The sequence below is a fragment of the Aminobacter sp. 01T433 genome (assembly GCF_056398585.1).
The window spans coordinates 61,945-88,085 of sequence record NZ_JBFTPR010000004.1 but is presented as its reverse complement, the minus strand read 5'-3'; the positions used below and the strand labels follow the sequence as shown (position 1 = coordinate 88,085).

The 26,141-nt window shown below is 63.0% G+C and carries 25 protein-coding genes; 6 read left to right on the top strand and 19 right to left on the bottom strand.

The features are described 5' to 3' along the window. Nucleotides 1-127 precede the first annotated feature (127 nt). Nucleotides 128-250 (bottom strand): hypothetical protein, encoded by a 123-nt coding sequence (locus AC1DLV_RS07785; protein WP_476798991.1) that lies wholly within the window; start codon nt 248-250, stop codon nt 128-130. Nucleotides 251-333: 83 nt separating this feature from the next. Between AC1DLV_RS07785 and AC1DLV_RS07780 the strand changes: the two genes are divergently transcribed. Continuing rightward, nucleotides 334-1,020 (top strand): hypothetical protein, encoded by a 687-nt coding sequence (locus AC1DLV_RS07780; protein WP_476798990.1) that lies wholly within the window; start codon nt 334-336, stop codon nt 1,018-1,020. A gap of 13 nt (nt 1,021-1,033) precedes the next feature. Further along, nucleotides 1,034-1,462, top strand: coding sequence for a hypothetical protein (locus AC1DLV_RS07775; protein ID WP_476798989.1), 429 nt, complete (start codon nt 1,034-1,036; stop codon nt 1,460-1,462). A 129-nt stretch (nt 1,463-1,591) separates the two neighbouring features. On the opposite strand, the gene AC1DLV_RS07770 is transcribed toward AC1DLV_RS07775, so the two are convergent. Together AC1DLV_RS07770 and AC1DLV_RS07765 are read right to left on the bottom strand one after the other, a co-directional pair. Continuing rightward, nucleotides 1,592-2,245, bottom strand: coding sequence for a DapH/DapD/GlmU-related protein (locus AC1DLV_RS07770; protein ID WP_476798988.1), 654 nt, complete (start codon nt 2,243-2,245; stop codon nt 1,592-1,594). A 42-nt stretch (nt 2,246-2,287) separates the two neighbouring features. Further along, complete coding sequence (locus AC1DLV_RS07765; RefSeq protein ID WP_476798987.1) at nt 2,288-2,776, bottom strand: CreA family protein; 489 nt, start codon at nt 2,774-2,776, stop codon at nt 2,288-2,290. 120 nt (nt 2,777-2,896) lie between these two features. Here AC1DLV_RS07765 and AC1DLV_RS07760 point away from each other — a divergent pair, with 120 nt between their 5' ends. From AC1DLV_RS07760 to AC1DLV_RS07745, 4 genes are all read left to right on the top strand, one after another. Further along, the gene (locus AC1DLV_RS07760; RefSeq protein WP_476798986.1) at nt 2,897-3,100 is read left to right on the top strand and encodes a hypothetical protein; all 204 of its coding nucleotides are present in this window, start codon (nt 2,897-2,899) and stop codon (nt 3,098-3,100) included. A 38-nt stretch (nt 3,101-3,138) separates the two neighbouring features. After that, nucleotides 3,139-3,717 (top strand): SCO family protein, encoded by a 579-nt coding sequence (locus tag AC1DLV_RS07755; RefSeq protein ID WP_476798985.1) that lies wholly within the window; start codon nt 3,139-3,141, stop codon nt 3,715-3,717. A 20-nt stretch (nt 3,718-3,737) separates the two neighbouring features. Then, nucleotides 3,738-4,610 carry a 50S ribosomal protein L11 methyltransferase gene (locus AC1DLV_RS07750; RefSeq protein ID WP_476798984.1) on the top strand — a complete coding sequence of 291 codons (873 nt, stop codon included), beginning with the start codon at nt 3,738-3,740 and terminating at the stop codon, nt 4,608-4,610. An 81-nt stretch (nt 4,611-4,691) separates the two neighbouring features. After that, the gene (locus AC1DLV_RS07745; RefSeq protein WP_476798983.1) at nt 4,692-6,521 is read left to right on the top strand and encodes an aminopeptidase P family protein; all 1,830 of its coding nucleotides are present in this window, start codon (nt 4,692-4,694) and stop codon (nt 6,519-6,521) included. A 232-nt stretch (nt 6,522-6,753) separates the two neighbouring features. On the opposite strand, the gene AC1DLV_RS07740 is transcribed toward AC1DLV_RS07745, so the two are convergent. From AC1DLV_RS07740 to murD, 16 genes are all read right to left on the bottom strand, one after another. Then, nucleotides 6,754-7,050, bottom strand: coding sequence for an AzlD family protein (locus tag AC1DLV_RS07740; RefSeq protein WP_476784732.1), 297 nt, complete (start codon nt 7,048-7,050; stop codon nt 6,754-6,756). Further along, nucleotides 7,047-7,775 (bottom strand): AzlC family ABC transporter permease, encoded by a 729-nt coding sequence (locus AC1DLV_RS07735; RefSeq protein WP_476798982.1) that lies wholly within the window; start codon nt 7,773-7,775, stop codon nt 7,047-7,049. The genes AC1DLV_RS07740 and AC1DLV_RS07735 overlap by 4 nt, the downstream gene beginning before the upstream one ends. 190 nt (nt 7,776-7,965) lie before the next feature. Then, nucleotides 7,966-8,556 (bottom strand): 3'-5' exonuclease, encoded by a 591-nt coding sequence (locus tag AC1DLV_RS07730; protein WP_476798981.1) that lies wholly within the window; start codon nt 8,554-8,556, stop codon nt 7,966-7,968. Nucleotides 8,557-8,564: 8 nt separating this feature from the next. Beyond that, entirely contained in the window at nt 8,565-10,718 is a 2,154-nt protein-coding gene (gene ligA / locus AC1DLV_RS07725; protein WP_476798980.1) for an NAD-dependent DNA ligase LigA, read from the bottom strand. Nucleotides 10,719-10,852: 134 nt separating this feature from the next. After that, nucleotides 10,853-12,529 carry a DNA repair protein RecN gene (gene recN, locus AC1DLV_RS07720; RefSeq protein WP_476798979.1) on the bottom strand — a complete coding sequence of 559 codons (1,677 nt, stop codon included), beginning with the start codon at nt 12,527-12,529 and terminating at the stop codon, nt 10,853-10,855. Between the two features lie 10 nt (nt 12,530-12,539). Continuing rightward, on the bottom strand, nt 12,540-13,409 hold the full coding sequence (locus AC1DLV_RS07715; protein WP_476798978.1) for an outer membrane protein assembly factor BamD: 870 nt from the start codon (nt 13,407-13,409) through the stop codon (nt 12,540-12,542). Nucleotides 13,410-13,593: 184 nt separating this feature from the next. Continuing rightward, complete coding sequence (gene lpxC / locus AC1DLV_RS07710) at nt 13,594-14,529, bottom strand: UDP-3-O-acyl-N-acetylglucosamine deacetylase (protein WP_476798977.1); 936 nt, start codon at nt 14,527-14,529, stop codon at nt 13,594-13,596. A 278-nt stretch (nt 14,530-14,807) separates the two neighbouring features. Further along, a complete protein-coding gene (ftsZ, locus tag AC1DLV_RS07705) occupies nt 14,808-16,499 on the bottom strand; it encodes a cell division protein FtsZ (protein WP_476798976.1) in 1,692 nt (563 codons plus the stop codon). Between the two features lie 70 nt (nt 16,500-16,569). Further along, a complete protein-coding gene (ftsA, locus tag AC1DLV_RS07700; RefSeq protein WP_476783873.1) occupies nt 16,570-17,880 on the bottom strand; it encodes a cell division protein FtsA in 1,311 nt (436 codons plus the stop codon). Further along, entirely contained in the window at nt 17,877-18,818 is a 942-nt protein-coding gene (locus tag AC1DLV_RS07695) for a cell division protein FtsQ/DivIB (RefSeq protein ID WP_476798975.1), read from the bottom strand. Before AC1DLV_RS07695 ends, ftsA begins: the two co-directional genes overlap by 4 nt. Continuing rightward, nucleotides 18,806-19,732, bottom strand: a complete 927-nt coding sequence (locus AC1DLV_RS07690) for a D-alanine--D-alanine ligase (RefSeq protein WP_476783871.1) — start codon at nt 19,730-19,732, stop codon at nt 18,806-18,808. Before AC1DLV_RS07690 ends, AC1DLV_RS07695 begins: the two co-directional genes overlap by 13 nt. Nucleotides 19,733-20,091: 359 nt before the next feature. Then, nucleotides 20,092-21,057 (bottom strand): UDP-N-acetylmuramate dehydrogenase, encoded by a 966-nt coding sequence (murB, locus tag AC1DLV_RS07685; protein WP_476798974.1) that lies wholly within the window; start codon nt 21,055-21,057, stop codon nt 20,092-20,094. Beyond that, nucleotides 21,054-22,460 (bottom strand): UDP-N-acetylmuramate--L-alanine ligase, encoded by a 1,407-nt coding sequence (gene murC, locus AC1DLV_RS07680; RefSeq protein WP_476798973.1) that lies wholly within the window; start codon nt 22,458-22,460, stop codon nt 21,054-21,056. The genes murB and murC overlap by 4 nt, the downstream gene beginning before the upstream one ends. Next, on the bottom strand, nt 22,457-23,584 hold the full coding sequence (murG, locus tag AC1DLV_RS07675) for an undecaprenyldiphospho-muramoylpentapeptide beta-N-acetylglucosaminyltransferase (RefSeq protein ID WP_476798972.1): 1,128 nt from the start codon (nt 23,582-23,584) through the stop codon (nt 22,457-22,459). The genes murC and murG overlap by 4 nt, the downstream gene beginning before the upstream one ends. A gap of 1 nt (nt 23,585) precedes the next feature. Next, the gene (ftsW, locus tag AC1DLV_RS07670; protein WP_476798971.1) at nt 23,586-24,740 is read right to left on the bottom strand and encodes a putative lipid II flippase FtsW; all 1,155 of its coding nucleotides are present in this window, start codon (nt 24,738-24,740) and stop codon (nt 23,586-23,588) included. Next, the gene (murD, locus tag AC1DLV_RS07665) at nt 24,740-26,140 is read right to left on the bottom strand and encodes a UDP-N-acetylmuramoyl-L-alanine--D-glutamate ligase (RefSeq protein ID WP_476798970.1); all 1,401 of its coding nucleotides are present in this window, start codon (nt 26,138-26,140) and stop codon (nt 24,740-24,742) included. Before murD ends, ftsW begins: the two co-directional genes overlap by 1 nt. Between the last annotated feature and the right edge of the window lies 1 nt (nt 26,141).

Below are 26,141 nucleotides of genomic sequence, written 5' to 3'. Positions count from 1 at the left end.
GCAGACGCCACAACCGCCACGCTAAGCAACGCCCGCGCATCGTCCAGTCAACGATCAGTGATCAATCGGTTGGTTATCAGCGAGATTTGGCGGCTGTCGCAGCGGGCGGCCCAATCTGTCCGGAATATTAAATTTTCGTCATGTAATGCGACCCCAGCAGTGCCGCCACAATCGAGGCGAAGCTGATCCTTGCTGGCTTCGCCTTGCTTGCAGCGTCTTCGCCGAGCTCTTCGACGATCCACTGGCGCATTCCGATGCCTCCATGTGCTCGTTTCTGGTCGGGACGAATGGTTCGTTCCGGGGGGGCGTAGCTGTGTCCGCAAGGAGGATGAAATGAGCTTCTCCAGACTTGTATCCATATGCGCATTCGGGTTGACCGGCGTTGCCTTCGTGGCGCTTGCCACGCCTGGCTTCGCAGCCAGCGCAACGGCCGCGCAATCGACCACCAAGGCGTGCAGCCTGCAATATCAGGCTGCCAAGAAAGCCAATACGCTGAATGGCGAGAAGTGGCCGCAATTCCTGTCCAAGTGCAGTGCGTCCATGGACAACTCGGCTACACCTGCCACGGCCCCGGCCACCAAGTCGACCACCGCGTTGGCGCCAGCCAATCCCACCAAGCCAGCCACGAAAACCACTGCCATGGCGGCCCCTGCCGCCGCAGGTCATCAGACCACCCAGCAAATTTGCAGCCAGCAATACCAAGCCGCCAAGTCAGCTGGCACGCTGAACGGCCAGAAATGGCCGACCTTCCTCTCTAGCTGCAGCGCCAGCATCAAGAACGACAAGTCGGATGCGACGGTCGTCCCGCCGGATCCGAGCGTCGCTTCGGCCAAGGCGGTCGTGCCTACGACCTCGGCAAACGGCAAGCCGCTTTCGCCTGGTGAGGTCGCCTTCCGCCAGCGCATCCATGAATGCTCGACCGAATGGCAAGGTCAAAAGGCGGCAGGCAAGCTGCCCGCTGGTGCCAAGTGGCCGCAGTTCTGGAGCCAGTGCAATACCAAGCTGAAGGCCCAGGGCTGAGGAGCAACGAACGATGAATGCGCAGGATATCGTCAATACCGTCTCGACCAGGCTGAAGCTTGACCCGGCGGTCGCTGAAAAGGCTGTCGGCACCATCTTTTCGGTGCTCGAGCATGAGTCCGGCGGTGTCGCCAGCGCCGGCATCTTCACCAAGATCGCCGGCGCAGACGACCTCGCCCACAACTACGACGTGATGGCCGCGACAAGCGGCAATGGCGGCATCGTCGGTTCGCTGAGTTCGCTTTTGGGCGGTGCGCTTGGCGAGAAGGCCGGCGCCATGGTCAACGGCTTTTCGCAGTTGCGCTCGCTCGGTCTCGACATGACCCAGATCGAGCAGGCCGGCGAGACGCTGCTGCAGGAAGCCAAAGGTGCTGCCGGCCCGCAGACCGTGAGCGGTCTGGTTGACGCGGTTCCGGCGCTGAGGGGCCATTTCGGGCTCTAGGCCCTGCCCATCGCAGCCGGTGGGCGCGCTCACGCAGGGCTTGGGCGTGGGCGCGTCCTTTGATCTCGTGCGCCCGAATGGGCGTGCATAGAGGACGTGTTTTTCGAAAATCGTTTCCGATTTTCGGGATCACGCGCCAGGCTGGCCCGCGCGCGCTTCCCAGCGGTCCAGAAACGCCTCGATCGGCAGGCTCTGCATGTCGGGAATCGCCTCAAACAGCAGTTCCGCCGGCCAGTCCCACCAGGCAAGCGCTTCGATACGCCCGGCAATCTCTGGCGGAAAGCGCAACTTCAGCCGCCTGGCTGGCACGCCGGCAAATATCTCGAAGGACGCGACGTCGCGGGTCACCACCGCGTTCGCCCCGACCACGGCACCATTACCAATGGTCAAACCAGGCATGATCACCGCGCCATGGCCGATCCACACATCATGGCCGATATTTACAGGCTTGGCCCGCCGGCGCTCGCGGAAGCCGCTGTCGACGCCGAGATAGCGGAAATATTCGTTGGGCCGGTAGCTCACCTTGTGGGTGGTGAGCCGCTCCACCGGGTGTTCGAGCGCGTTGATGCGGGTGTTGGCGGCGATCGAGCAGAATTTGCCGATGGTGGTGTAGATCGCCTCGGCGTGGCGCTCGAAGTAAGAATAATCGCCGACATTCACCTCGCGTAGCACGACGCGCTCGCCGACAGCGACGTGACGGCCGAGCCGGCAGCCTTTCAGTTCGGCGGTCGGGTGGATGCGCGGCTCGTCATCCTTGAAACGCAGATCGGCGGGTGTGTTCATCAGGCGGATTTACGCCGGCCGCGCAGCCCTCGCAAGCAGGCTTTACTGCGGCTTGCCCTTGGACCAGACGACCTCCTGGCCATAGAGAGGAATGGTCGTCATCGACATCTTGGCCGAGCCGTTCTGCACCTGGCGCGAATGGGCGAGATAGATCAGCGTCTGGTTCTGCTTGTCGTAGATGCGGTTCACCACCTGCTCCTTCCAGATCAGGCTGATACCTTGCTTGAACACCTCCTCGCCTTCCTGGCTCAGATCGATTGCGCCGATGGTGATCGGCCCAGTCTGGCGGCAGGAAAGGGCTGTGTCGGACGGGTTCTCGAACCAGTTGCCCTTCTGCAGGCGGTCGATCACGCCACGGTCGAAATAGGAGACATGGCAGGTGATGCCCTCGACCTTGGGATCTTTGATGGCCTCGACGATGATGTCGTTGCCAAGCCAGTCGACACCGACCTCGCCCACTTGCTGGGCCATGGCGGGCACAGCGGCACCCAGCGCGACAGTGGTAGCGAGGACTGAAAGGCAAAGCCGCATGAAAACCTCCTGAAAATCCTGTCGTCGCCAACACTTGGGTCAGCCAATCGCCTGATGCAAGGCGGCCGCGAAGCATCGTGCTCGCGAACTGGTGTTTTGTGAACGAATGAGGGCGTCAACATGTCCCTTTTGGCAAAGCGCTGGGCGCGCTATGTAGGAACCATGAAACCGGCTCCGACCATACCGCTCGCAACGACCGCGTGGATCGCGCTCGGCCTTGCGGCGTTTGCGGCGGCAACGGGCCTCGCCTTCGCATTCTGGCTGGACAAGGGGGCTGGAATCTTCATGTCGCTTGTCGAAGCCGGCATGTCCTGGTGTTTCTGAAGCCTGCCTAAGAACTCGATCCACGAAAGCTTTTCTCGATGATGCGCACGATCCTTGCCGGCATTCTGATCCTCATGGCTGCCGGCGTCGGCTGGCTGACCTTCGATTGGTACAGCAACAGGAACAGCGCCCAGGCCTTCGGTGCACCGTTCGTACTCGTCGACGAAAAGGGCGCAGAAATCACCGAAGCCGCCTTCCAGGGCCAGCCAAGTGCCGTCTTCTTCGGCTTCACCCACTGCCCCGAGGTCTGCCCGACGACGCTGTTCGAGCTCGACGGCCTGCTCAAGCAGATGGGCGACGAAGGCAAGAACATCCGCGCCTATTTTGTCTCCATCGACCCTGAGCGTGACACGCCGGAGGTGATGAATTCCTATGTCACCAACGTCTCTGACCGCATCAAGGGCATCACCGGCGACCCGGCCAAGGTACAGGCCATGGCCAAGTCATTCGGCATCTACTCCAAGAAGGTCGAAACCGAAGGCGGCGACTACACCATGGACCACACCGCGTCGGTTCTGCTGCTGAACTCCAAGGGTGATTTCTTCGGCACCATCGCCTATGAGGAAAACCCCACGGCAGCGCTCGCCAAGCTCAAGCGGCTCGCGAACGAAGGCTGACACTCTCGCCCGGATCCGACATGACCCAGACACGGCTCTATTTCACCACCGGCCGCGAAGCTGCAAACCGCATCTTCGCCGCTCTCGACGCCGTCTTCGAGGAAGATGGCTGGCCGATTTCGGTGATCGAGATCGACGAGGACCGCGACATCCACGAAGTGTCGCTTTATGCCGACGGAGAAATCGAGGGCATCGCGCGCCGCATGGCCGAGGCCGTTGCAGAGGCCGGCCACACCGGCCCGATCGAGCGCGAGGTGCTGCCCGACATCGACTGGGTCGCCAAGTCGCTGGAGGGGCTGAAGCCCGTGCGGGCCGGGCGTTTCCTGGTTCATGGCGGCCATGACCGCGACGAACGCCGCCCCGACCAGATCACCATCGAGATCGAGGCCGGCCTCGCCTTCGGCACCGGCCATCACGGCACGACCGCCGGCTGCCTTGAGATGATCGAAAAGGTCGTGGCATCGGAGAAGCCGGCCAACGCGCTCGACCTCGGCACAGGCAGCGCTGTGCTCGCCATCGCTATAGCCAAGCTGGCGCAGATCCCGGTGCTTGCCACCGACATCGACCCGGTCGCCACCGAAGTCGCTGCCGCCAATGTCCGGCTCAACGAGGTCAGCGCCTATGTCGAGACAGTGACGGCCGGCGGCTTTGACGATCCGATCTTTGCGGCGCGTGGGCCTTTCGACCTGATCGTCGCCAACATCCTGGCGCAGCCGCTGATGCAGATGGCACCCGACATGGCCAAGCATGTCGTGGCGGGAAAGTCGCTGATTCTGTCTGGTATCCTCGACCGCCAGCACGACGCGGTGCTTGAGGCTTACACGGCAGAGCAATTCCACCATGTGGAAACCTTCCATCGGGAAGGCTGGGTGACGATTCACCTCAAGCGCTGATCAGCTGCGTCAGGCCTGCAGCCGTTGCCAGCATCGGCCCGCCCGGATACGGTTCCCGAAAGCATATTTCGGGAAATCACCATGTTCCAGTCCTTCGATTCCGCCGGCGATCCCTCCGTGGGCAAGCCCCGCGTAGCTCTCCTCAGGCAGTGGCTTTTGGAGAACGGGCTCGACGGCTTCATCGTGCCGCGCGCCGACGAACATCAGGGCGAGTATGTCGCGCCGCGCTCGAATCGGCTGCGCTGGCTGACCGGCTTCAGCGGTTCGGCGGGCGTGGCGATCGTTCTCGCCAAGAGCGCTTTCGTCTTCGTTGACGGGCGCTACACGCTTCAGGTGCGCGACGAGGTCGACCTCGACATCTTCACCATCGAAAGCCTGATCGACAACCCGCCGGCAAGCTGGATCAAGGAAACACTTCCCAAGGGGGCGCGGCTTGGCTTCGACCCGTGGCTGCACACGATGGGTGACGTCAAGGCGCTCACCGCCTCGGCCGAAAAAGTCGGCGCCGTGCTCCTGCCCCTCACCCAAAATCCCGTCGACGCCATCTGGGAAGACCAGCCCGACGCACCGCTGGCGCCAGTGGAAATCCACCCTGAGGCCTTTGCCGGCGAACTCGCCAAGGACAAGCTGAAGCGGCTGGCAGCGGCGATTTCCGATGAAGGCGCCACCCACACTGTCCTGACCGATCCGTCTTCGCTCGCCTGGAGCTTCAACATCCGCGGCGGCGATGTGCCCCACACGCCCCTCGCGCTTGGCTTTGCCATTCTGGCTGCCGACGGCTCGCATGCCGTGTTCATGGACAAGCGCAAGCTCGGCCGCACCGAAGAGGCCTATCTCACCCAACTCGCCGACATCAAGGCGCCCGGTGAGCTTGAGGCAGCGGTCGCTGAACTTGCCAAATCAGGCGCGAAAATCGCGCTCGACCCGGTGCTCGCCGCTGACAGATTACGCGCATTGATCGAAGACAATGGCGGCACCGTCGTGTCCGCGCCCGACCCGGCGCGCCTTCCCCGTGCGACCAAGAACAGCGCCGAGATATCAGGCTCCCGCGCCGCTCATCGCCGCGATGGCGCGGCCGTCGCCAAGCTTTTGTGCTGGCTCGACCGGCAGCAGCCAGGCAAGATCGACGAGATCGCGGTCGTCACCAAGCTGGAGGAATGCCGGCGGACGACAGGGGAAGAAACCCAGATGCCGCTGCGCGACGTGTCGTTCGACACGATCTCGGGCGCGGGTCCCAACGGCGCGATCATGCACTACCGCGTCTCGCGCGCGACCAGCCGCGTGCTTGGCGATGGCGAGCTGTTCCTGCTTGATTCGGGCGCGCAATATCAGGACGGCACCACCGACATCACCCGCACCGTGCCTGTGGGTACACCGACCGAGGAGATGCGCGAGCGTTTCACGCTGGTGCTCAAGGGCATGATCGGAATTTCGACCGCCTGCTTCCCGGCCGGTACGCGCGGCGCCGACATCGACGTCCTTGCGCGCATTGCGTTGTGGAAACATGGGCTCGACTACGCCCACGGCACCGGCCACGGAGTCGGCTCTTATCTCGCCGTGCATGAAGGCCCGCAGCGCATCGCCAAGACCGGCATGGAAAAGTTGCTCGCGGGCATGATCCTGTCCAACGAGCCCGGCTACTACAAGGAAGGCCATTACGGCATCCGGCTGGAAAACCTGATCCTCGTTACCCCAACAGCTACGCTACCGGGCGGCGACATCGCCATGCATGGTTTCGAAACGCTGACGCTGGCGCCCTTCGACCAACGCCTGCTGCGCACCGATCTCCTGACGCGCGAGGAACTCGATTGGCTCAACGCCTATCATGCACGCGTGCTCGCCGAGATCGGTCCGATGCTCGACGGCGAAGCGCTAGCCTGGCTGGAAAAAGCAACGACGGCGATAGCCTAAGCATCTTTCGGGTTAATTCAGCCCACCTGGCAGTTGGCCGCTCCTGCAGCGGCGCTGTCGTGCATCCTTCGACAGGCTCAGGATGAGGAGCGTTGGCGCTGGTACGCTGAGATCATAAGCTTCGACAGGAAGGGGATAGCGCCGGCAGTCCTCATCCTGAGCCCAGCACCGACAATCCTCATCCTGAGCCTGTCGAAGGACGCACGACACCTCAACAGCGCTACAGCCCAACTCAGCCGATGAAATGCCTGAGAGCAATCAGCACGGCGGCACCGGCGAGGAACATCGTCATCAGGCCGCCGCGCAGCGACACGAGGGCTGCGACGGCAAGGGCTGCCAATTCAGCCGGCCCGGCCGACAGTGCAGCAGGCGCCACAAGCGTGGTCAGGACCGCCGCAGGCACGGCATTGAGCCCAGCTTCGACGCGCGGATGGATGCGCTCGAAGCGCGAAATGACCAGATGCCCGCCGATACGCGTCAGATAGGTCGCAATTGCGCCGGCGATGATGATCCACAGCGTCGTGCTCATGACACCACCTCCACCGTTTCTTCCGACGTGGCCGTTTCGTTGGGACGCACCGGCATCGCCGCCGCAAACAACACCCCGGCCAGAGCGCCGATCGACACATGCCAGGGCGAGCCGACGGTCTTGTAGGCAATCATCGAGGCGACGGCGCTGGCGACAACGATCGGCAGCCAGCGCGGGCGCTTGCGAAAGCTCATGACAAGCCCGAGGAAATAGATCGGCAACAGGAAATCGAGGCCGATGGCGTGCGGATTGGGGATCAGCCGCCCGAACAACGCGCCCAGCGCGCTCTCGGCGACCCAGAACACATAGATCGGCAGCGCCATGCCCATGTACCAGGCGAAGGTGACCTCTTCGCCGCCCTCGCCCTTGCGTTCGGCCTCCGCATATTGCGGATCGACCAGGAAGAAATAGCCGACCGCCTGCTTCAGCAGCGGCCAGTGATTGATGCGTTTGCCGACCGCTGCCGAATAAAGCACGTGGCGGAAATTGACCGCGAAGATCGACAAGACGACCAGCCAGGGCGCGACATGCTGGCCAAACAGCTCGATACCGACGAGCTGGCTGGCGCCGCCATAGATGGTCGCGCTCATCAGCGTGGCCTCAGCGACCGAGAAACCATTGTCGATGGCCAGCGCGCCGAACAGGATGGCGAAAGGCGCCGAGGCGACCACCACCGGCACGCTCAGGCGCACACCTTGCCAGAATTCACCTCGACGATCAGACATTTGGCCTCCGTGGCGCGCCGGCCCGAGAATCGATCTTTGATGGTTGGATGCACGATACGCAGGTCGAAGAGAACCCGCCGAGCAGCGGGACCGACGCTCGGTAGTCTGCGCGGAGGTCTGAATAAGTCAGCCGGCTTGGCGAGTCACATCAATTCCGTTGAGCCAAAGATCAATGGCCCCTAACGGACGATCAGCCACGCTTCATCGAGCAGGGCGAATAGCCGCCGGCGTGGATTCGACCTGGTGTCATGTCGAGCCTGATCGGCAGGTCGCGCATTGCCGACACGTCGAAGTGCCGCGCAATGGCCAGTGCAACCTCGCCGCAGGCATGTGCGTCCTCGGCCGCGTTGTGGTGCGTGAAGGAGAAATTGATGTGGCGCGACACCGCGTTGAGGCGATGCGACCCCAGATTCTGCCACACCTTCTGCGCCATCTTGAGGGTACAGGCATAGTCGATATCAGGACAGGCGACCCCGTAGATCGCATATGTCGCCCTGATAACACTCATGTCGAAGGCGGCGTTGTGGGCAATCACCAGCGCATCGCCGAGATCGTCCTCGAATTCCGCCATGACCTCGGGAAACTCGGCCGCGTCCTCGACATCCCCGGGACGAATTCCGTGGATGGCGATGTTGAAGCGGGAAAAGCGCATGTCCTTCGGCCGGATCAGCCGCTCCTCGACGCGCACAACCGCACCGTCCTCTATCCAGGCGAGACCAACGGAACACGGGCTGCTGCGCTGCTCGTTGGCAGTTTCAAAGTCGATGGCAATTGCACGCATGAATTCAGTCAGCCCGCCTGCTTGACCAGAGCGAACCAGCCGTCCTCATCGATCACCTCGATGCCGAGTTCGCTGGCAAGCTTGAGCTTGGAGCCGGCACCCGGCCCCGCCACCACGAGATCGGTCTTCTTCGACACCGAACCCGCCACCTTGGCGCCGAGTTTTTCGGCCATCGCCTTGGCCTCGTCACGCGACATCTTTTCGAGCGAACCGGTGAAGACGACGGTCTTGCCCGACACCGGCGAGGACACATCGCCGATGCGTTCCTCGTCGAGCGGCGTAACCTCCGCCAGCAGCGCGTCGAGCACCGGCCTGTTGTGTTCCTCGGCGAAGAACTCAACCACCGCTTCGGCAACGATACCGCCAATGCCGTTGACGCCGGTCAGTTCCTGCCAGGCGGCGTTGCCCTTGTCGCCCTTGCCCTCAGGCATCACGGCAGCGCTGCCGGCGGCGCGGAATGCTTCGAAGCTGATGTAATGGCGGGCGAGCCGCTTGGCGTTGGTTTCACCGATATGGCGGATGCCAAGCGCAAACAGGAAGCGCGAAAACTCGACCTGCCGCCGGTCATCGATGGCGGCAAACAGCTTGCGCGCCGAGGTGGCACCGAAGCCGTCGATGTTTTCGAGCTTGGTGAGCGAGCCCTCTTGCCGCCGCTTCAACGTGAAGATGTCGGCTGGCGAACCGATATGGAGTGCCGGGTCCTGCGACTGGAAGAAGAACTCGATCTGCTTTTCGCCCAGGCCCTCGATGTCGAAGGCGTTGCGCGAGACGAAATGACGAAGCCGCTCGACAGCCTGCGCCGGGCAGATCAGGCCACCGGTGCAGCGCCGAACCACCTCGCCCTCCTCCCGCACCGCATGGCTGTCGCAGGCCGGGCAGCGTGTCGGAAACGCGTAAGGCTGGGCGTCCGCCGGCCGTTTTTCCATCACCACGTCCAGGATCTGCGGAATGACGTCCCCTGCCCGCTGCACGATGACGGTATCGCCAACGCGGATATCGCGGCCCTCGCGAATCGGCTGGCCGCTATTGCCGATGCCCTTGATGTAGTCCTCATTGTGCAGCGTGGCGTTGGTCACTACGACACCGCCGACTGTCACCGGCTGCAGCCGCGCCACCGGCGTCAGCGAGCCGGTGCGACCGACCTGGATGTCTATGCCGGCGAGAATTGTCGTTGCCTTCTCGGCCGGGAATTTATGGGCAATCGCCCAGCGCGGCGAACGCGAGACGAAACCGAGCCGTTGCTGCAGATCAAGCCGATCGACCTTGTAGACGACGCCGTCGATGTCGTAGCCAAGGGTCGCGCGATTGGCCTCGATCGTCCGGTATTGCGACAAAAGCCCTTCGACGCTGTCGAACACCTTCATCAGCGGGTTGGTCTTGAAGCCGTAACGCCCGAAGGCCGCGACCATGCTCATCTGCGTGTCGGCAGGCATCGCACTGACCTCGCCCCAGGCATAGGCGAAGAAGCGCAGCGGCCGGCTGGCGGTGATCGCCGTGTCGAGCTGGCGCAGCGATCCGGCAGCGGCATTGCGCGGATTGGCGAAGATCGGCTTGCCCGCTTCTTCGTTGCGGCGATTGAGCTCGGCGAAGTCGGCGTGGCTCATATAGACCTCGCCGCGCACTTCGAGAACGTCGGGGAAATCGCCCGAGAGCACATTGGGAATGTCGGCGATGGTGCGGGCGTTGGCAGTGACGTTTTCGCCAACCTGGCCGTCGCCGCGCGTCGCCGCCGTCACCAGCCGCCCGGCCTCGTAGCGAATCGACAGCGAAAGCCCGTCAATCTTCGGCTCGGCCGTGATCGCAACCGGCTCGCTCGCGCCGAGCCTGAGGAAACGCCTGATACGTCCAACGAACTCGCTGACGTCCTCGTCGGCGAAAGCGTTGTCGAGCGACAGCATCGGCACGACATGGGTGACCTTGCCGAACTTTTCCGAAACGGCAGCACCGACCGATTTCGACGGCGAGTCCTCGCGCACCAGCTGCGGAAAGCGCTGCTCGATGGCGAGGTTGCGCCGGCGCAGGGCGTCATAGTCGGCATCCGAGATCGTCGGCGCATCCTCGGCGTGATAGCGCAGGTCGTGGCCGGCGATTTCTTCGGCCAGCCGCGCAAGCTCGGCTACCGCTTCTGCCTCGCTGAGCGAATCGACTGATTTTTCGGACATGCTGCGGCTCCGGCCAAATTGCGGCGCCACCATAAATCAGGAAGCATTTGCAAGGGAGCGGCTTTTACCGAAAGCCCACGCAAATCAGCAGGATCGCACAGGCTCCTGACAATTCGCCTGGATTGCGGATCCGATCAGGAAGCTGCGACCGTGTTCTCGCGCAGCAGACGCTCGGCGGCAGCGCGGGCCTCGTCGGTGATGGACGCACCGGAGAGCATGCGGGCGATCTCCTCCTGGCGCGCCGGCCGATCCATCTCGTGGATACCGGTAGCGACACGGTCGGTGTTGCCGGACTTGGAGATCAGGAAGTGCGTGGCCGCACGCGCGGCAACCTGCGGCGCATGCGTGACCGACAGCACCTGGACGCGGTTGGCTAGACGCGCCAGCCTCTGGCCGATAGCGTCGGCGACAGCACCGCCGACACCGGTGTCGATCTCGTCGAAGACCAGCGTCGGTGCCGAGCCACGGTCGGCGAGCGCGACTTTCAGCGCCAAAAGGAAGCGGGACAGCTCGCCACCGGACGCCACCTTCATCATCGGACCCGGCCGCGTGCCCGGATTGGTGCGCACCCAGAACTCGACCTGATCGATGCCTTCGAGCATGCGATTGTCGGCTTCGCTTGTGATTTCAACGATGAACTCTGCCCGCTCAAGCTTGAGCGCCGGCAGTTCGGCCATGACAGTCTTGCGCAGGCCCTCGGCCGCCGTCTTGCGCAGCTCGGACAGGCTGGACGCAATGCGGTCGTAGACCTCACGCGTTGCGTGCGCCTGCTGCTCCAGCGTTTGCAGCCGCCCCTCACCAGCGTCGAGGTCGGCAAGGTCGGCGACCATCGTGTCGCGCAGCTGCGCCAGATTGTCGACGACGACATTGTGCTTGCGGGCGGCGGCGCGCAGCGCAAACAGCCGTTCTTCGGCTTTTTCGAGCCGCTGCGGATCGTATTCGGTGGCACGCAGTGCCGCATCGACGCCTGACTGTGCCGCATCGAGCGAGATCATCGCCTCATCGAGCGACTTCACCACCTCGTCGAGAAGGCCGGGCACTTCGGCAGATTTACGCTGCAACCGCCTGAGCAGGCTCGCCAATTGTGGGAGCGGCGAAGACGAGCCGGACAGCACGTCCTGGGCATCCTGGATTTCGGAAGCGATCTTTTCAACGCGCATCATCGCAGCACGCAATTCGGCGAGTTCGCTTTCCTCGCCTGGCTGCGGATCGAGCTTGGTGAGTTCAGCCACCGCAGCGCGAAGATATTCGGCCTCGCGGGCGGCAGCGTCGACCCGGGCGCGATGGCGCGACAGCTCCTGCTCGGCGGCCCGCCAGATCTTCCACGCTTCAGCGACAGCCCTCGCCTCGCCGACATGGCCGCCAAACGAATCAAGCACCTCGCGATGTGCACCGCCATCGACCAGCGCGCGGTCGTCGTGCTGGCCATGGATTTCGACCAGCGCACGGCCAACGTCGCGCATCAATGTGACGCTGGATGGCTGGTCGTTGACGAAGACTCGAGTGCGGCCATCGGCCGTCTGCACGCGCCTGAGGATGATATCGCCGTCGTCGTCGATGGCATTGTCGGCGAGCAGCGTGCGTGCCGGATGGTTGCGCGGCACGTCAAATACGGCAGTCACCTGGCCCTGGGCAGCGCCATGCCGGACAAGCGAAGCATCGCCGCGCGCGCCGAGCGCGAGCGACAATGCGTCGAGAAGGATGGATTTGCCGGCACCGGTTTCGCCGGTGAGCACCGAAAGGCCCGGCGTGAAATCGATGTCCAGCCGTTCGATCAGGACGATATCGCGGATCGAAAGGCGTGAGAGCATCTAATGTTGATCAGGCGCCGGAGAACATCTTTCCGGCCTTGGAAATCCAGGAGCCGGCATTTTCGCGAGGCTCAAGTCCGCCGGACTGCAGCAGCTTGTACGAATCCTTGTACCACTGGCTGTCAGGATAATTCTGTCCAAGCACGGCCGCAGCAGTCTGCGCTTCCGAGGTCAGGCCCATCGCGTAATAGGTCTCGACCAGACGAGCGAGTGCTTCTTCGATGTGGCGCGTGTTCGAATAGTTTTCGACCACGTTGCGGAAACGCTTTGCCGAAGCGATGAATTCGCGGCGCTCGAGATAATAACGGCCGATCTGCATTTCCTTGCCGGCGAGCTGGTCGCGGGCAAAGCGGATCTTGGCATTGGCGTCGTCGACATATTCCGACGTCGGCCAGCGCTGGACCACTTCGGTCATAGCTTCGATGGTGCGGCGAGCATCCTTCTGATCCTGCGTCACGTCGCGAATCTGGCGGAAGTAGCTCAAGCCGATGATGTACTGCGCATAGGCCGCGTCATCGGTCGAAGGATAAAGCGCGAGGTAGCGCTTGGCCGAGCCGATGGCCTCTTCATAAGCGCCCTGACGATAGCTGGCGAAAGCGCCCATCACCATAGATTTGCGCGCGAACTCTGAATAGGGGTGTTGGCGATCGACAGCCTCGAACTTGCGGCTGGCTTCCTTGAGACGGCCGGCATTGAGGTTGGCAAGGCCCTGATTGTAGAGCACGTCGGCCGGTTCGGTCTGCTCGACATAGGTCGCCAGATCGACATCGGCTTCACCCGACATGCAGCCGGACAGTGCAACCGTCGGAGCGATGAGCAAAAGCGCCACAACCAGAGGCTTCACGCGCAATTTCGATCGATCGGCTCGTATCAATGACATCACAGAGTTTCGCCCCTTTGGCGCTGTTTCGCTTTTCAGGCAATGGCCATAGATCACAACTGGCTTTGCCGGGCAACGCTATCAGCTGCCATTCGCGCAATTTTGTGGCAGGTGAACACACCTGCCATTTCATCGGTCGAGTGGTGCAACAAGGTCACACCACTTTCCGGCGCATTGCCCGCGTTCAGAGCGTCCAGGGCGCGTGGACGGCGGCGCTGACTGCAATCAGTTCCGCTGAACGGCCGCGCTCGCGGCGCGACGTTTCGACGATCTCGAAAGCCGAGTGGTCAGAAAGCAGGCGCCGCAAGGCAGCTGCGTTCAGCCTGTGGCCGCCGCGATAGGAGCGGAAGCAGCCGATGAAACGTGCTCCTGCAAGGGCCAGGTCGCCCATGGCGTCGAGCGTCTTGTGACGCACGAACTCATTCGAAAAGCGCAGGCCTTCGATATTGATGATGTGGCTGTCGTCGCCGATGACCACCGAATTCTCCAGCGACGAGCCGAGCGCATAGCCGGCAGCCCACAGCCGCTCGACGTCCTTCATGAAGCCGAAGGTGCGGGCGCGCGCGATGTCACGGCGGAAGATGTCGTCGTTGATATCCGATGCAAAGGACTGGCGTCCGATCGCCGGGCTTTCGAAATCGATTTCAACCTCGAATCGCGTTCCGCCATAGGGACGGAACTCCGCCCAGGAGGCACCGCTTTCGATTCGCACCGGCTTGATAACGCGGATGTAGCGGCGCTTGACGTCCTGCACTTCGATGCCGACCTGGTCGATGGCTTCGACGAATTGCGCGGCACTGCCGTCGAGGATCGGCACTTCAGCGCCGTCGACCTCGATCAGGAGATTGTCGATACCGAGGCCGAAAAGCGCGGCCATCAGGTGTTCGATCGTTGCGACGTGAAGACCTGCGGGATCACCCAGCAGTGTACAAAGGTCGGTCGCACCCACTTCCGACACAATTGCGCGGAATTCTCGGTCGGCAACCTGAAACACCACACCCGTGTCGGCGTCCGCCGGCGCGAAATGGATAGTCACGGGCTTCCCGCTATGGACACCTATGCCCGATAGCGTGACGCGTGATTTGAGTGTTGTCTGATAATCTTGCAAGTCGATCCCCATATGCCCGTCCACTTCAAGCCCGCTTCGCCACACCACGGCGCACGGTTCTTGTCCTCGCTGGACGGGTCCTCATCCCCACGACACCCGCCCAAGCGACCTTAATCGGGGCGAAGATAGTCTTCCGGATGACAGACTCCAAATCACGGTTTCTTACTCTGTGTAACTGCGGAGCGGTGTCGACTCGCCCCGCCAAGTCAATGATTTGAATGATCTTTTCAGATCAAAAGGCGGACGTCGAGACGCCCGCCTTTCAAACAGTGTTACTGGTCGTTCACAGTTCAGTTGGCTTGCCGGCGAAGGAACGCCGGAATCTCCAGCTGATCGTCTTCCTGAGTCCGTGCCTGCGGTGCCAGACGGCCCTGCTCGTCGAGCTGGCCGCGACGCGGTGCATAGAGCTGCGATTCCTGGCTGGTCATGCGGCGCTGTTCGGGAGCCGGCTGGCGCAGCTTGGGCTCGCGCGGCTGCGCGGGCTGCAGGCGTGCAGGCTCTTCCTCGCGGCGGGTCAGGCCACTCGTCAGGCGCTTGAGCAGGCCCATCGGACCGCGGTCCTCGTGATCGGCCGGCTTGGCCTTGGCTTCCACCTCGGCTTTCACCATCGGCGGGAAGTCCTCGACGCGCGGCATGCGCTGCTGAACCGGAGCAGGCTGCATCATCTCGCGTTGGGGTGCCACCTGTGGCTGTGCCACCGGCTGCGGTGCGGGCTGATGGAACTGCTGCGGCTGCGGCTGGTACTGCTGAGCCTGCGGCTGGGCAGGCGGAGCCTGGAACAGCTTGCTCTGGGGGCGGAACTCTTCGGCCTGCGGAGCGGCTGCGCGCGGCTGAGCCATGGCAGCAGCGTTGGTTTCGGCCAGGCGGATTGCCTCGGCGACCGGATCGTTGGCACGGACTTCCATGCGCGGCTGCTCGATCGGAGCGGCCTGCTGCGCCGGACGGACCTCGACCGGACGCGGTGCCGGCTTCGGCGCCTGACGGATGGTCAGCGGTGTCGCAGCCATGTCGGCGGCGGCCTTGTCGATGCCGGTGGCAACAACCGACACGCGAATGACGCCTTCCAGGTCCTCGTCGAAGGTGGCGCCCAGGATGATGTTGGCGTCCTGGTCGACTTCTTCACGGATGCGGGTCGCAGCTTCGTCGACTTCAAACAGGGTCAGGTCGCGGCCGCCGGTGATCGAGATCAGCAGGCCCCTCGCGCCCTTCATCGAGGTTTCATCGAGCAGCGGGTTGGCGATCGCGGCTTCGGCTGCGGCCATGGCGCGGCCCTCGCCCGATGCTTCGCCGGTGCCCATCATGGCCTTGCCCATCTCGCGCATCACCGAACGGACGTCGGCGAAGTCGAGGTTGATCAGGCCTTCCTTGACCATCAGGTCGGTGATGCAGGCGACGCCCGAATAGAGCACCTGGTCGGCCATGGCGAAGGCGTCCGCGAAGGTCGTCTTGTCATTGGCGAGACGGAACAGGTTCTGGTTCGGGATGACGATCAGCGTGTCGACGCACTTCTGCAGCTCTTCGATGCCGTAGTCAGCCGTCTTCATGCGGCGCTGGCCTTCGAAGTGGAACGGCTTGGTGACGACGCCGACGGTCAGGATGCCCTTTTCGCGCGCCGCGCGGGCAACAACGGGAGCAGCGCCGGTGCCGGTACCGCCGCCCATGCCAGCGGTGACGAAGCACATGTGGGTGTTCGACAGGTGATCGATGATCTCGTCGATGCACTCTTCAGCGGCGGCGCGACCGACTTCCGGCTGCGAACCGGCACCCAGGCCCTCGGTGACGTGGGCGCCAAGCTGGATGAGGCGCTCGGCCTTCGACATGGTGAGCGCCTGAGCATCGGTGTTGGCCACCACGAACTCGACGCCGCGCAGGCCAGCAGTGATCATGTTGTTGACAGCATTGCCGCCGCCGCCGCCGACACCGAACACGGTGATGCGGGGCTTGAGTTCGGTGATATCCGGCTTCTGCAGATTGATCGTCATAGTCCTCGTCCTTTTTGCCTTTCAAGCCGCTTCGCCGTGCGGCCGCCTATGGGGCTGTCCCCGTCAATTCCTAAAAACTGTCTCTCAACCACTGACTCATGCGATGCAGTTTTCCGCCAGTTCCCGTTGCCCTGTAACGGGAAATCCCTTTTGCAGAATGGCTCTCGATGCCGGCCATCTGCGGGTAGATGAGAAGCCCGACGGCGGTCGCGAAAGCCGGCCCCTTGGCCGCCTCCGGCAGACCTGCCACGCCAAGCGGGCGGCCGATGCGTACATTGCGGCCGAGAATGCGACGCGCTGCTTCGGGCAGTCCGACCAGCTGGCTGGCGCCGCCCGTCAGAACGACGCGCTTGCCGACAGCATTGCCGTAGCCCGACTTGTTCAGGCGATCGCGAAGCAGTTCCAGCGTCTCGTCGATGCGGGCGCGGATGATGCGCGTCATCATCGAGCGCGGGATCTGCAGGGGCATTTCATTGTCGTCGACGCCGATCGGCTGGATGCTGATCAGGTCGCGGTCGTCGGCACTGCCGGGCAAGGCCGACCCGTGCATGACCTTGAGCCGCTCGGCATCGTCGAGACGCGTCGACAAGCCCTTGGCCATGTCCATGGTGACATGATTGCCGCCGATCGGAATGGAGTCGGCATGCACGAAGCGGCCGTCCGAGAAGACCGACAGCGTCGTCGTGCCGCCACCCATGTCGATGCAGGCAGCGCCCATTTCGAGTTCGTCGTCGACCAGTGCCGCCAGGCCGCTGGCATAAGGCGTCGCAACCATGTGCTCGACCGACAAATGCGAGCGGTTGATGCAGAGTTCCAGATTGCGCATCGGCGCAGAATCGCCAGTCAGCACATGCATGTCGACGCCAAGCGTGTCGCCGACCATGCCGCGCGGATCGCGTACGCCGCGTTCGGCGTCGAGCGAAAAGGCAACCGGCAGCGAATGGATGACATCGCGCTCGGCCTTGAGCGCCTGCTTGGCACCAGCGGCGAGAACGCGCTGAACATCGGCCTCTTCGACCCCATGACCACCGAGATTGATCGTGGCCGAGAACGCCTCGCTCTTGATGCGCCCGGCCGACAGATTGACGATCAACGAATCCGCGGTCAGCCCAGCCATGCGTTCGGCGGCATCGACTGCGAGACGGATGGCGTGCTCCGCGCGGTCGAGGTCCACAACGACACCCGACTTCACGCCCTGCGACTTCTGGTGGCCGATGCCGATGACCTGGGCCTGATGGGTACGTCCCTTGAGCAACTGGCTGCCCTCGGCCGGCTTCAGCTTGGCGACCACGCAGCAGACCTTGTTCGAACCGACGTCGAGCACCGTCAGGATGCCCGAGCGGCGCGAGACCGGATCTTTTTGACCGCCAAGCCAGCTCATGTTCTTTTCTCCACCTTCGCCTTGACGGCCTTCGGCTTGGTGTTCAGCGCAGCCGCGCGACGCTCGAGCGCTTCCGGCGTGAGCTGCACCACGAGCCGGTCGCCGAAGCGCATGTCGACCGCCAGGATGTCACGCGTGAAAAGCGCGTTCTCGCGATCGAGCGCGACGAGATCGGCAAGTGCCGCATCGACCTGATTCTCGGGCAATTTGACAGTGATTCCGTTGTCGAGGCGCAGATCCCAACGCCGCTCGCCAACGCGGATGTAGCCCCTCACGCGCGACGCCAGATCCGGATAGGCCTGAACCCGGGCAACGAAGTCAGCGGCGCGTTCAGCAGCACCAAAACCGATGACCAGCGGCAAGGCGACCTGACGACCGCCGGTGAACGGGGCGATGACCTTGCCATCCTTCTCGACGATGCTGAGCTGGCTGCCATGCTGCCAGATGGCAAAGGCATCGCGTTCATCGACGCGAACCTCGATCGTATCGGGATAGACCTTGCGCACGGCGGCATCGCGAACCCAGGGCAGGCTGACGATGCGCTCGCGCGCTTCTTCCGGATTGAAGCCGACCAAAGAGGTCCAGCCGTCGAGCTCAAGCTTGTCGAGAATGTCGATTTCGGATGTTTCGCGATTGCCCGAAACCTTGATCTGGTCGACGGCAAAACCGCTGCGGGCAGTCACACCCTGGACCATCGCCGGGAAGTGACCACCGAGATAAGCACCGTAGAGCGAGCTTGCGGCGAGAAACGCAGCCGTCAGCATCGACGCAGCATAGGGCGGAGGAGTGAACTCCCCACGCCAAAAGCGCGACAGCATGCGAACCGGCTTGCGCAGCAGCCGCGGCAGCACGAAATGCTCCGCGGACAAGGGCAGCCCGAAGACGCGCGGCGTCGCGCCGTTCACCCTCCTGTTCTGCCCCGATCTCAACGCAAACACGAAGCGTCCTCCACCATCCAACTCAACAACTCACCAAACGAATGCCCAGCTTGGGCAGCAATCTCAGGCACCAGCGACGTCGGCGTCATGCCGGGTTGCGTGTTGACCTCCAGCCAGACAACCTCACCATTTTCGGAATGGCGGTCGTCGTACCGGAAGTCAGACCGGGAGACGCCCCGGCACCCGATCGCTTGGTGAGCCTTAAGCGCCAGTGTTTGTATTTTTTGGTAAATATTCGGTGAAACTTTCGCGGGGCATTCGTGCTTTGATCCCCCAGCGACATATTTTGAATCATAATCGTAGAAGGCGTGCCCCGTCGGGATGATCTCGCAGACGCCGAGCGCCACATCGCCCATCACAGCGCAGGTCAGCTCGCGTCCATGGACGTAACGCTCGACCATCACCGTGTCGCCATAACGCCACTCCGACGACGAGATCACCTGCGGCGGATGCGACTGATCCTCCTTGACGATGACCACACCGAAGCTCGAGCCTTCAGCCACGGGCTTGACCACGTAAGGGGGCTTCATCGGGTGCTGGTTGCCGATCGCAAAGCGATCGAGAACCCGGGATTCGGCAATGGGAATACCGGCAGCCTTGGCGATTTTCTTCGACTGCTCCTTGTTCATCGCAAGCGCCGAAGCGAGCACGCCCGAATGGGTGTAGGGAATGCCGAGATATTCGAGAATGCCCTGGATCGTACCGTCTTCGCCGAAGGGGCCATGCAGCGCATTGAATGCCACGTCTGGCTTCAGGGCCGAGAGCACAGCACCAACGTCGCGATCAACGTCGACACGGGTGACTTGATAACCCACCTGCTCAAGCGCATCGGCACAGGCATTGCCAGACGACAGGGACACAGGCCGCTCGGACGAAAACCCGCCCAACAGAACAGCGACGTGCTTCGACTTCATCCCCAGTATCCCCTCTAGACTCGGACACAACACATTGCTTCCAAAGACTAAATCAGAGCCTCCGGAAGTTGGACCTCCGAATGGAAACGCGGGCTACGCGTTATGCGACTCAAATCAGGAAACGCTTTAGGTCAGAGAATCAGAGACTTGATTCCGTGGCAAGAGCCGATTGGAATTCATTGCGATTTGATGACCGAAGCAGCTTCCGATCAGCCCCCGAATGACAGCGCCAAAAGGCGCAAACCGGGCAGCAAAAAGCCCTCGGCGCGGTGGGCGCGAGGGCTTGCGAAACATTGTCGCTATCGATGTTCTTCGCCGCAACCCGGCCAATATCGCCGGGCGCGAGCAGGGGTTTCAACCTAGAGCAATTGCCCAAGGAACTCCTGCACTTCGTGACCTGGCTTGAAGCGTCCGAGGCGCTTGATTTCCCACTGCAGGCGGATGCCGGAATTTTCCAGCACGCGACTGCGCACCGTCTCGCCGAGATACTCCAGATCGTAGCCGGTGGCGTTGCCGGTATTGATCATGAAGTTGCAATGCAGCGGCGACATCTGCGCGCCGCCGATCATCAGCCCACGGCAGCCGGCCTTGTCGATTTCCTTCCAGGCCGAGCTGCCCTCGGGGTTCTTGAAGGTCGAGCCGCCTGTTTTCTCGCGGATCGGCTGCACCGTCTCGCGGTGATGCTGAACCGCATCCATGGCCGCCTTGATGGCGTCCTTGTCCTCGAGGTAACCCTCGAAGGTCGCCGAAGTGAAGATCAGATCGGCGGCGGCCGCGGAGTGGCGGTAGCTGTAGCCCATGTCGGCGTTCGACAGCACATGCAGATTGCCGGCCCGGTCGAGCGCGCGGACCTCGACGACGCGCTCGCGCGTCTCCACGCCATTGGCACCCGCATTCATGCGCAGCGCACCACCGATGGCACCAGGGATGCCGTGGTAAAAATGAAAGCCGCCAATGCCGCTGTCATGCGCAAGGGCAGCCACGCGCTTGTCGGGCGTCGCAGCACCTGCCCTGATCCCGGTTTCGGAAATCGCCTCGGCCTCGCCAAAACCTTTGGCGGAAAGACGTACCACGAAGCCGGGAATGCCCCCTTCGCGCACCAGGAGGTTGGAGCCGATGCCGACGACCAGAACGGGGATTTCTTCAGGCACCGCCTTCAGGAACGCCGCGAGGTCTTCTTCGTCGGCAGGCTGGAACAGCGCATCGGCAATGCCGCCGGCGCGGAACCATGTGATCTTTTCCATTTCAGCACTGGGCGTCAGGCGCCCGCGCAAGCCGGAAAGGCGATCGCCCAGTTTTGTGATCAGCGCTTCGCCACCCGTCACGACCCGCCTCCGGCGAGTTCACCCGGCAGCGCATAGGCCCATTGGGTGATGTTGCCGGCGCCGAGATAAACGACGAAGTCGCCGGGCTTGGCGAGCTCACGCACGATCGGCGCGACAGCAGCGGGGCCTTCGATGTAGCGGGCGTCGCGATGGCCGCCGGCGCGGATGCGAGCGGTCAGCGTTTCGGAGTTGACGCCCTCGATGGGATCTTCGCCTGCGGTGTAGACGGGCGCCACCATGACCGTGTCGGCATCGTTGAAGCAGGCCGAGAAATCGTCGAACAGGTCGTGCAGGCGCGTGAAGCGGTGCGGCTGGGCGATGGCGATGACGCGGCCCTTGGTAGCCTCGCGCGCCGCGCGCAACACAGCCTTGATCTCAACCGGATGGTGGCCGTAGTCGTCAAACACTTCGACGCCGTTCCAGGTGCCGGTATGGGTGAAGCGGCGCTTGACGCCACCGAAGGACGACAGGCCACGCTTCACCGCCTCGGCAGAGACCCCGAGTTCGGTCGCAACCGCAATCGCAGCGGTGGCGTTGGAAACGTTGTGGCGGCCGGGCATCGGCAGGCGCAGGCCCTCGATGGTCGTCGACGACGCCGTTTTGCGGTTGCGGATGACAACGTCGAACACGGACACGGCACCGTCCATGTGGAGATTGGTGAAACGCACGTCGGCCTGGGCGTTTTCGCCGTAAGTGATGACGCGGCGGTCCTCGATATGGCTGACCAGCGCCTGCACTTCGGGGTGATCGGTGCACATGACGCCAAAACCGTAAAACGGCACGTTCTCGACAAACTGGCGGAACGCCTCGCGCACCTTGTCGAAGCTGCCATAGTGGTCGAGATGCTCGGGGTCGATATTGGTGACGACGGCGACATCGGCCGGAAGTTTCAGGAAGGTGCCGTCGCTCTCGTCGGCCTCGACCACCATCCACTCGCCCTCGCCCATGCGGGCATTGGTGCCGTAGGCGTTGATGATGCCGCCATTGATGACGGTCGGGTCGAGTTCACCGGCGTCCAGCAACGCCGCAACCATCGAGGTGGTCGTGGTCTTGCCATGGGTGCCGCCGATCGCGACCGCATTGCGGAAGCGCATCAGCTCGGCCAGCATCTCTGCGCGGCGCACGACCGGCAGCAATTTCTCGCGCGCGGCAATGAGCTCGGGGTTGGTTTTCTTGATCGCCGTCGAAACAACGATGACTTCGGCGTCGCCAAGATTTTCGGCGCGATGGCCGACGAAGCACTCGATGCCCTTGTCGCGCAGGCGCTGCACATTGGCGCTATCGGCCTGATCGGAGCCCTGCACCTTGTAACCGAGATTATGCAGCACCTCTGCGATGCCGCTCATGCCGATGCCGCCAATGCCGATGAAATGCACGAGGCCGATCGTCTGCGGCATCTTCATGACCGCACTCCCTTCTTGAATTCCGAAACGGGTATTTTCGACGCAATAGCCTCTGCGAGGTCAGCGAGCAACCGTGTGGCGTCTGCTTTGCCGACTGACTTAGCGGCAGCCGCCATCGTGGCGAGCCGTGCCGGTTCGGCCATAGCGGTGCCCAAGAGCTCGGCGATGCGCTCCGGCGAAAGCGTTGCTTGCGGATGCACTTCGCCCCCGCCCGCCGCCGCCAGACGCGCGGCGTTCGCCGCCTGGTCATGGTCGAGCGCGTGTGGATATGGCACTAGCAAAGCGGGACGGCCGATAACGGCGATTTCGGAGACGGTCGAGGCACCCGAACGTGAAATCACCAGCTGGGCGGCGGCCATGCGCTGGGCCATGTCGGTGAAGAACGGCGAAACGTCAGCCGTGATGCCGAGCTTGGCATAGGCGGCCTTGACCTTGTCGGCATCCTCGACGCGCGCTTGCTGGGTTATCCGAAGGCGCTGGCGCTGTCCTTCGGGCAGCAAGGCAATCGCAGCTGGAACCGCATCGGAAAAGAACTGCGCACCCTGGCTGCCGCCGAAGACCAGAAGGTTGAATGCCTCCGTCCCGACCGATGCCACATAAGGTGCCTTCGCCGCTTCGATGACAGCTGGCCGGACCGGGTTTCCAGTGACGACAACCTTGGCGCTGTTGGCGCCGCTATTTTCTGGCAGGAAACCGCCGGCAATCGCATCGACCCTTTGGGCAAGCGCCTTGTTGGCGCGGCCCATCACCGCGTTCTGCTCGTGCACCATTGAAGGCACGTTGCGCCGCGTGGCGGCATAAAGCGGCGGCAGCGTCGGATAGCCGCCGAAGCCGATGACAACCGAAGGCCTGATCTTGGCTATCACCTGCGAGGTCTGCCGCACGCCACGCCATATGCTCCAGAAGGCGCGCAGCAGTGAAACCGGGTTCTTCGAGGCGATGGTCGAGGATGAAATCGGATGAACGGCCACCGCCGGAAATTTTCCAGCGTAACGTTCGGCGCGGTCGTCGGTGGCAAGATGCACCTGCCAGCCGCGCGCCGTCAGCTCGTGCGCCAGCGCCTCAGCCGGAAAGAGATGGCCGCCGGTCCCGCCGGCGGCAAGCATGACAGTTCCCTTTGCCATGTTATTCAGCCGGTACTGCGTGGCGCGGCATGGCGGAGAAGCCGCCCGGCCGGAGCTTCTCCGGCTTTTTGCGCGTCAGCGCCAGCACCATGCCCATGGAAATGGCAATGGCGATCAGCGACGAGCCGCCATAGGAGATGAACGGCAACGTCATGCCCTTGGCTGGCATCAGCTGCAGATTCACGCTCATGTTGATGATCGACTGGAAGCCGAACACCACGACAAGGCCGGCGACGGCGTAACGGGTGAAGTCGTCATGCTCCTTGAGCGCAATGCGCAGGCCACGAAGCACGATGAAAGCGAAGATCGTCATGATAATCAAAAGGAGCACGATGCCGAACTCCTCGCCGGCGACCGAAAAGACGAAGTCGGCGTGGCTGTCGGGGATGACGCGCTTGACCGTTCCCTCGCCCGGGCCGACGCCGAACCAGCCGCCATTGATGATAGCTTCGCGCCCCATGTCGACCTGGAACGTATCGCCCTCGCCTGTGAGGAAGCGGTCGATACGGCCGGCTACGTGCGGGAACACTGTGTAGGCTGCCAGGCCGCCGCCCATGCCGACCGCGCCAAGCGTGATGATCCAGAACCATGACATGCCGGCCATGAAGAACATCACGCCCCAGGTGCCGAGCACGAGGATGGTCTGACCGAAGTCAGGCTGCGCCATAAGCAGTGCCAAGACCACGCCGAGCAGGATCATCGCAAATAGATTGCCGGGGATGTCTGGATGACGCTCATGTTCGGCGAGCAGCCAGGCGGAAATGACGACAAAGGCCGGTTTGAGGAACTCCGATGGCTGGATGGAGATGCCGGCAAGAGAAACCCAGCGTCGTGCGCCCTTGACCTCGACGCCGATGAACAGCACCGCCACCATCATCACCAGCATGATGCACAGCATCACCAGCGCCATGCGCCTGATTTGGCGGACGTCGAGGAACGACACCGCAATCATCACCAGCAGTGCCGGGATCGTGAAGATGATCTGGCGCGTGGCGAAGTGGAAGCTGCCCAAGCCGATACGTTCGGCGACGGCCGGGCTTGCGGCGAACGAAAGCACGATGCCCAGTCCCATCAGCGACAGGAATGCCGCGAGGAACCAGCGATCGACGGTCCACCACCACAAGGCAACGGGACTTCTGTCGAGACGGCTGGCCATTATCTTGCCCCTCCGATAGCGCTGACGCCATCAATAGCATTCACAGCTTGCCTGAAGGCTTCGCCGCGAATCTCGAAATTCTTGAATTGATCGAAGCTGGCGCAGGCCGGCGACAACAGGATCACCGCTTCGCTCGAATCGTCCTTGGCGGCATCTTCGGCCGCATGTTCGACCGCAGCAGCCAACGTGCCCGATATTTCGTAAGGCACCGCCTCGCCAAGCGTTGCGGAAAAGCCGGGAGCCGCCTCGCCGATGAGATATGCGCGTGCAATGCGCGAAAACAGGCTGCGCAACGGCTCGATGCCGCCTTCCTTGGGCAGGCCGCCGGCGATCCAGTAGATGCGCGGGAAGCTCGACAGCGCAGGTGCTGCGGCGTCCGCATTGGTCGCCTTGGAATCGTTGACGAACAGCACATGGCCCTTGCGGCCGACCTGCTCCATGCGGTGAGCAAGGCCCGGGAAGCTTTCGAGCCCGGCCTGGATCTCGCCGAGATCGAGCCCGACCTTCAGGCAGGCTGCCACGGCGGCAAGTGCGTTCTGCGCATTGTGCTGGCCGCGTAGCGAACCGATGCCTTCGAGGAAGGCGATGCGGCTGTAGCGGCCGTCGACCGCCTCCATCAGGTCGGTGCCGTCGGCGAAATAACCATGGGTCAAAGGCAGGCGCTTGGAGATACGCACCACTTCCTTGCCGACGCGCTCGAGCCGGTCGGCGATCTGGGCGCAATAGACGTCGTCGACGCCGATGATCGCCGTTTCGCTGCCGGCGACCAGCCGCTCCTTGATCGAAGCGTAGTGCTGCATGGTGCCGTGACGGTCGAGATGGTCGGGTGTCAGGTTGAGCAGGATGCCGGCCGTCGGATTGATCGAGGGCGCGAGATCGATCTGGTAGGACGAGCACTCGACAACGTAGTGGCGGTCGGGCTGCGGCGGATCGAGCGTCATCACCGCGCGGCCGATGTTGCCACCCATCTGCGTATCGCGCCCTGCCGATTGCAGGATGTGCGCGGTCAGCGCCGTCGTCGTCGACTTGCCGTTGGTGCCGGTGATGGCAATGAACGGCGCTGTCGGAGCTGTAGTGATGCGTTCGCGCGCAAACAGCTCGATGTCGCCGATGATTTCGACACCAGCGCCGCGCGCTAGCTCCACCGTCCAGTGCGGCTTCGGATGCGTCAGCGGAACGCCCGGAGACAGCACGAAGGACGAGATGCCGGCCCAGTCCGCACCGCGCAGATCGCCCGTAGCGATACCTTCTGCGGCAGCCTTCGCCACGCTTTCGGGATTGTCGTCCCAGGCTAGAACCTCCGCTCCGCCCTCGCTCAATGCGCGCGCGGTCGCAATCCCCGAGCCGCCGAGGCCGAAGAGCGCTACTCGCTTTCCCTGAAATGAGGTGGCGGGGATCATG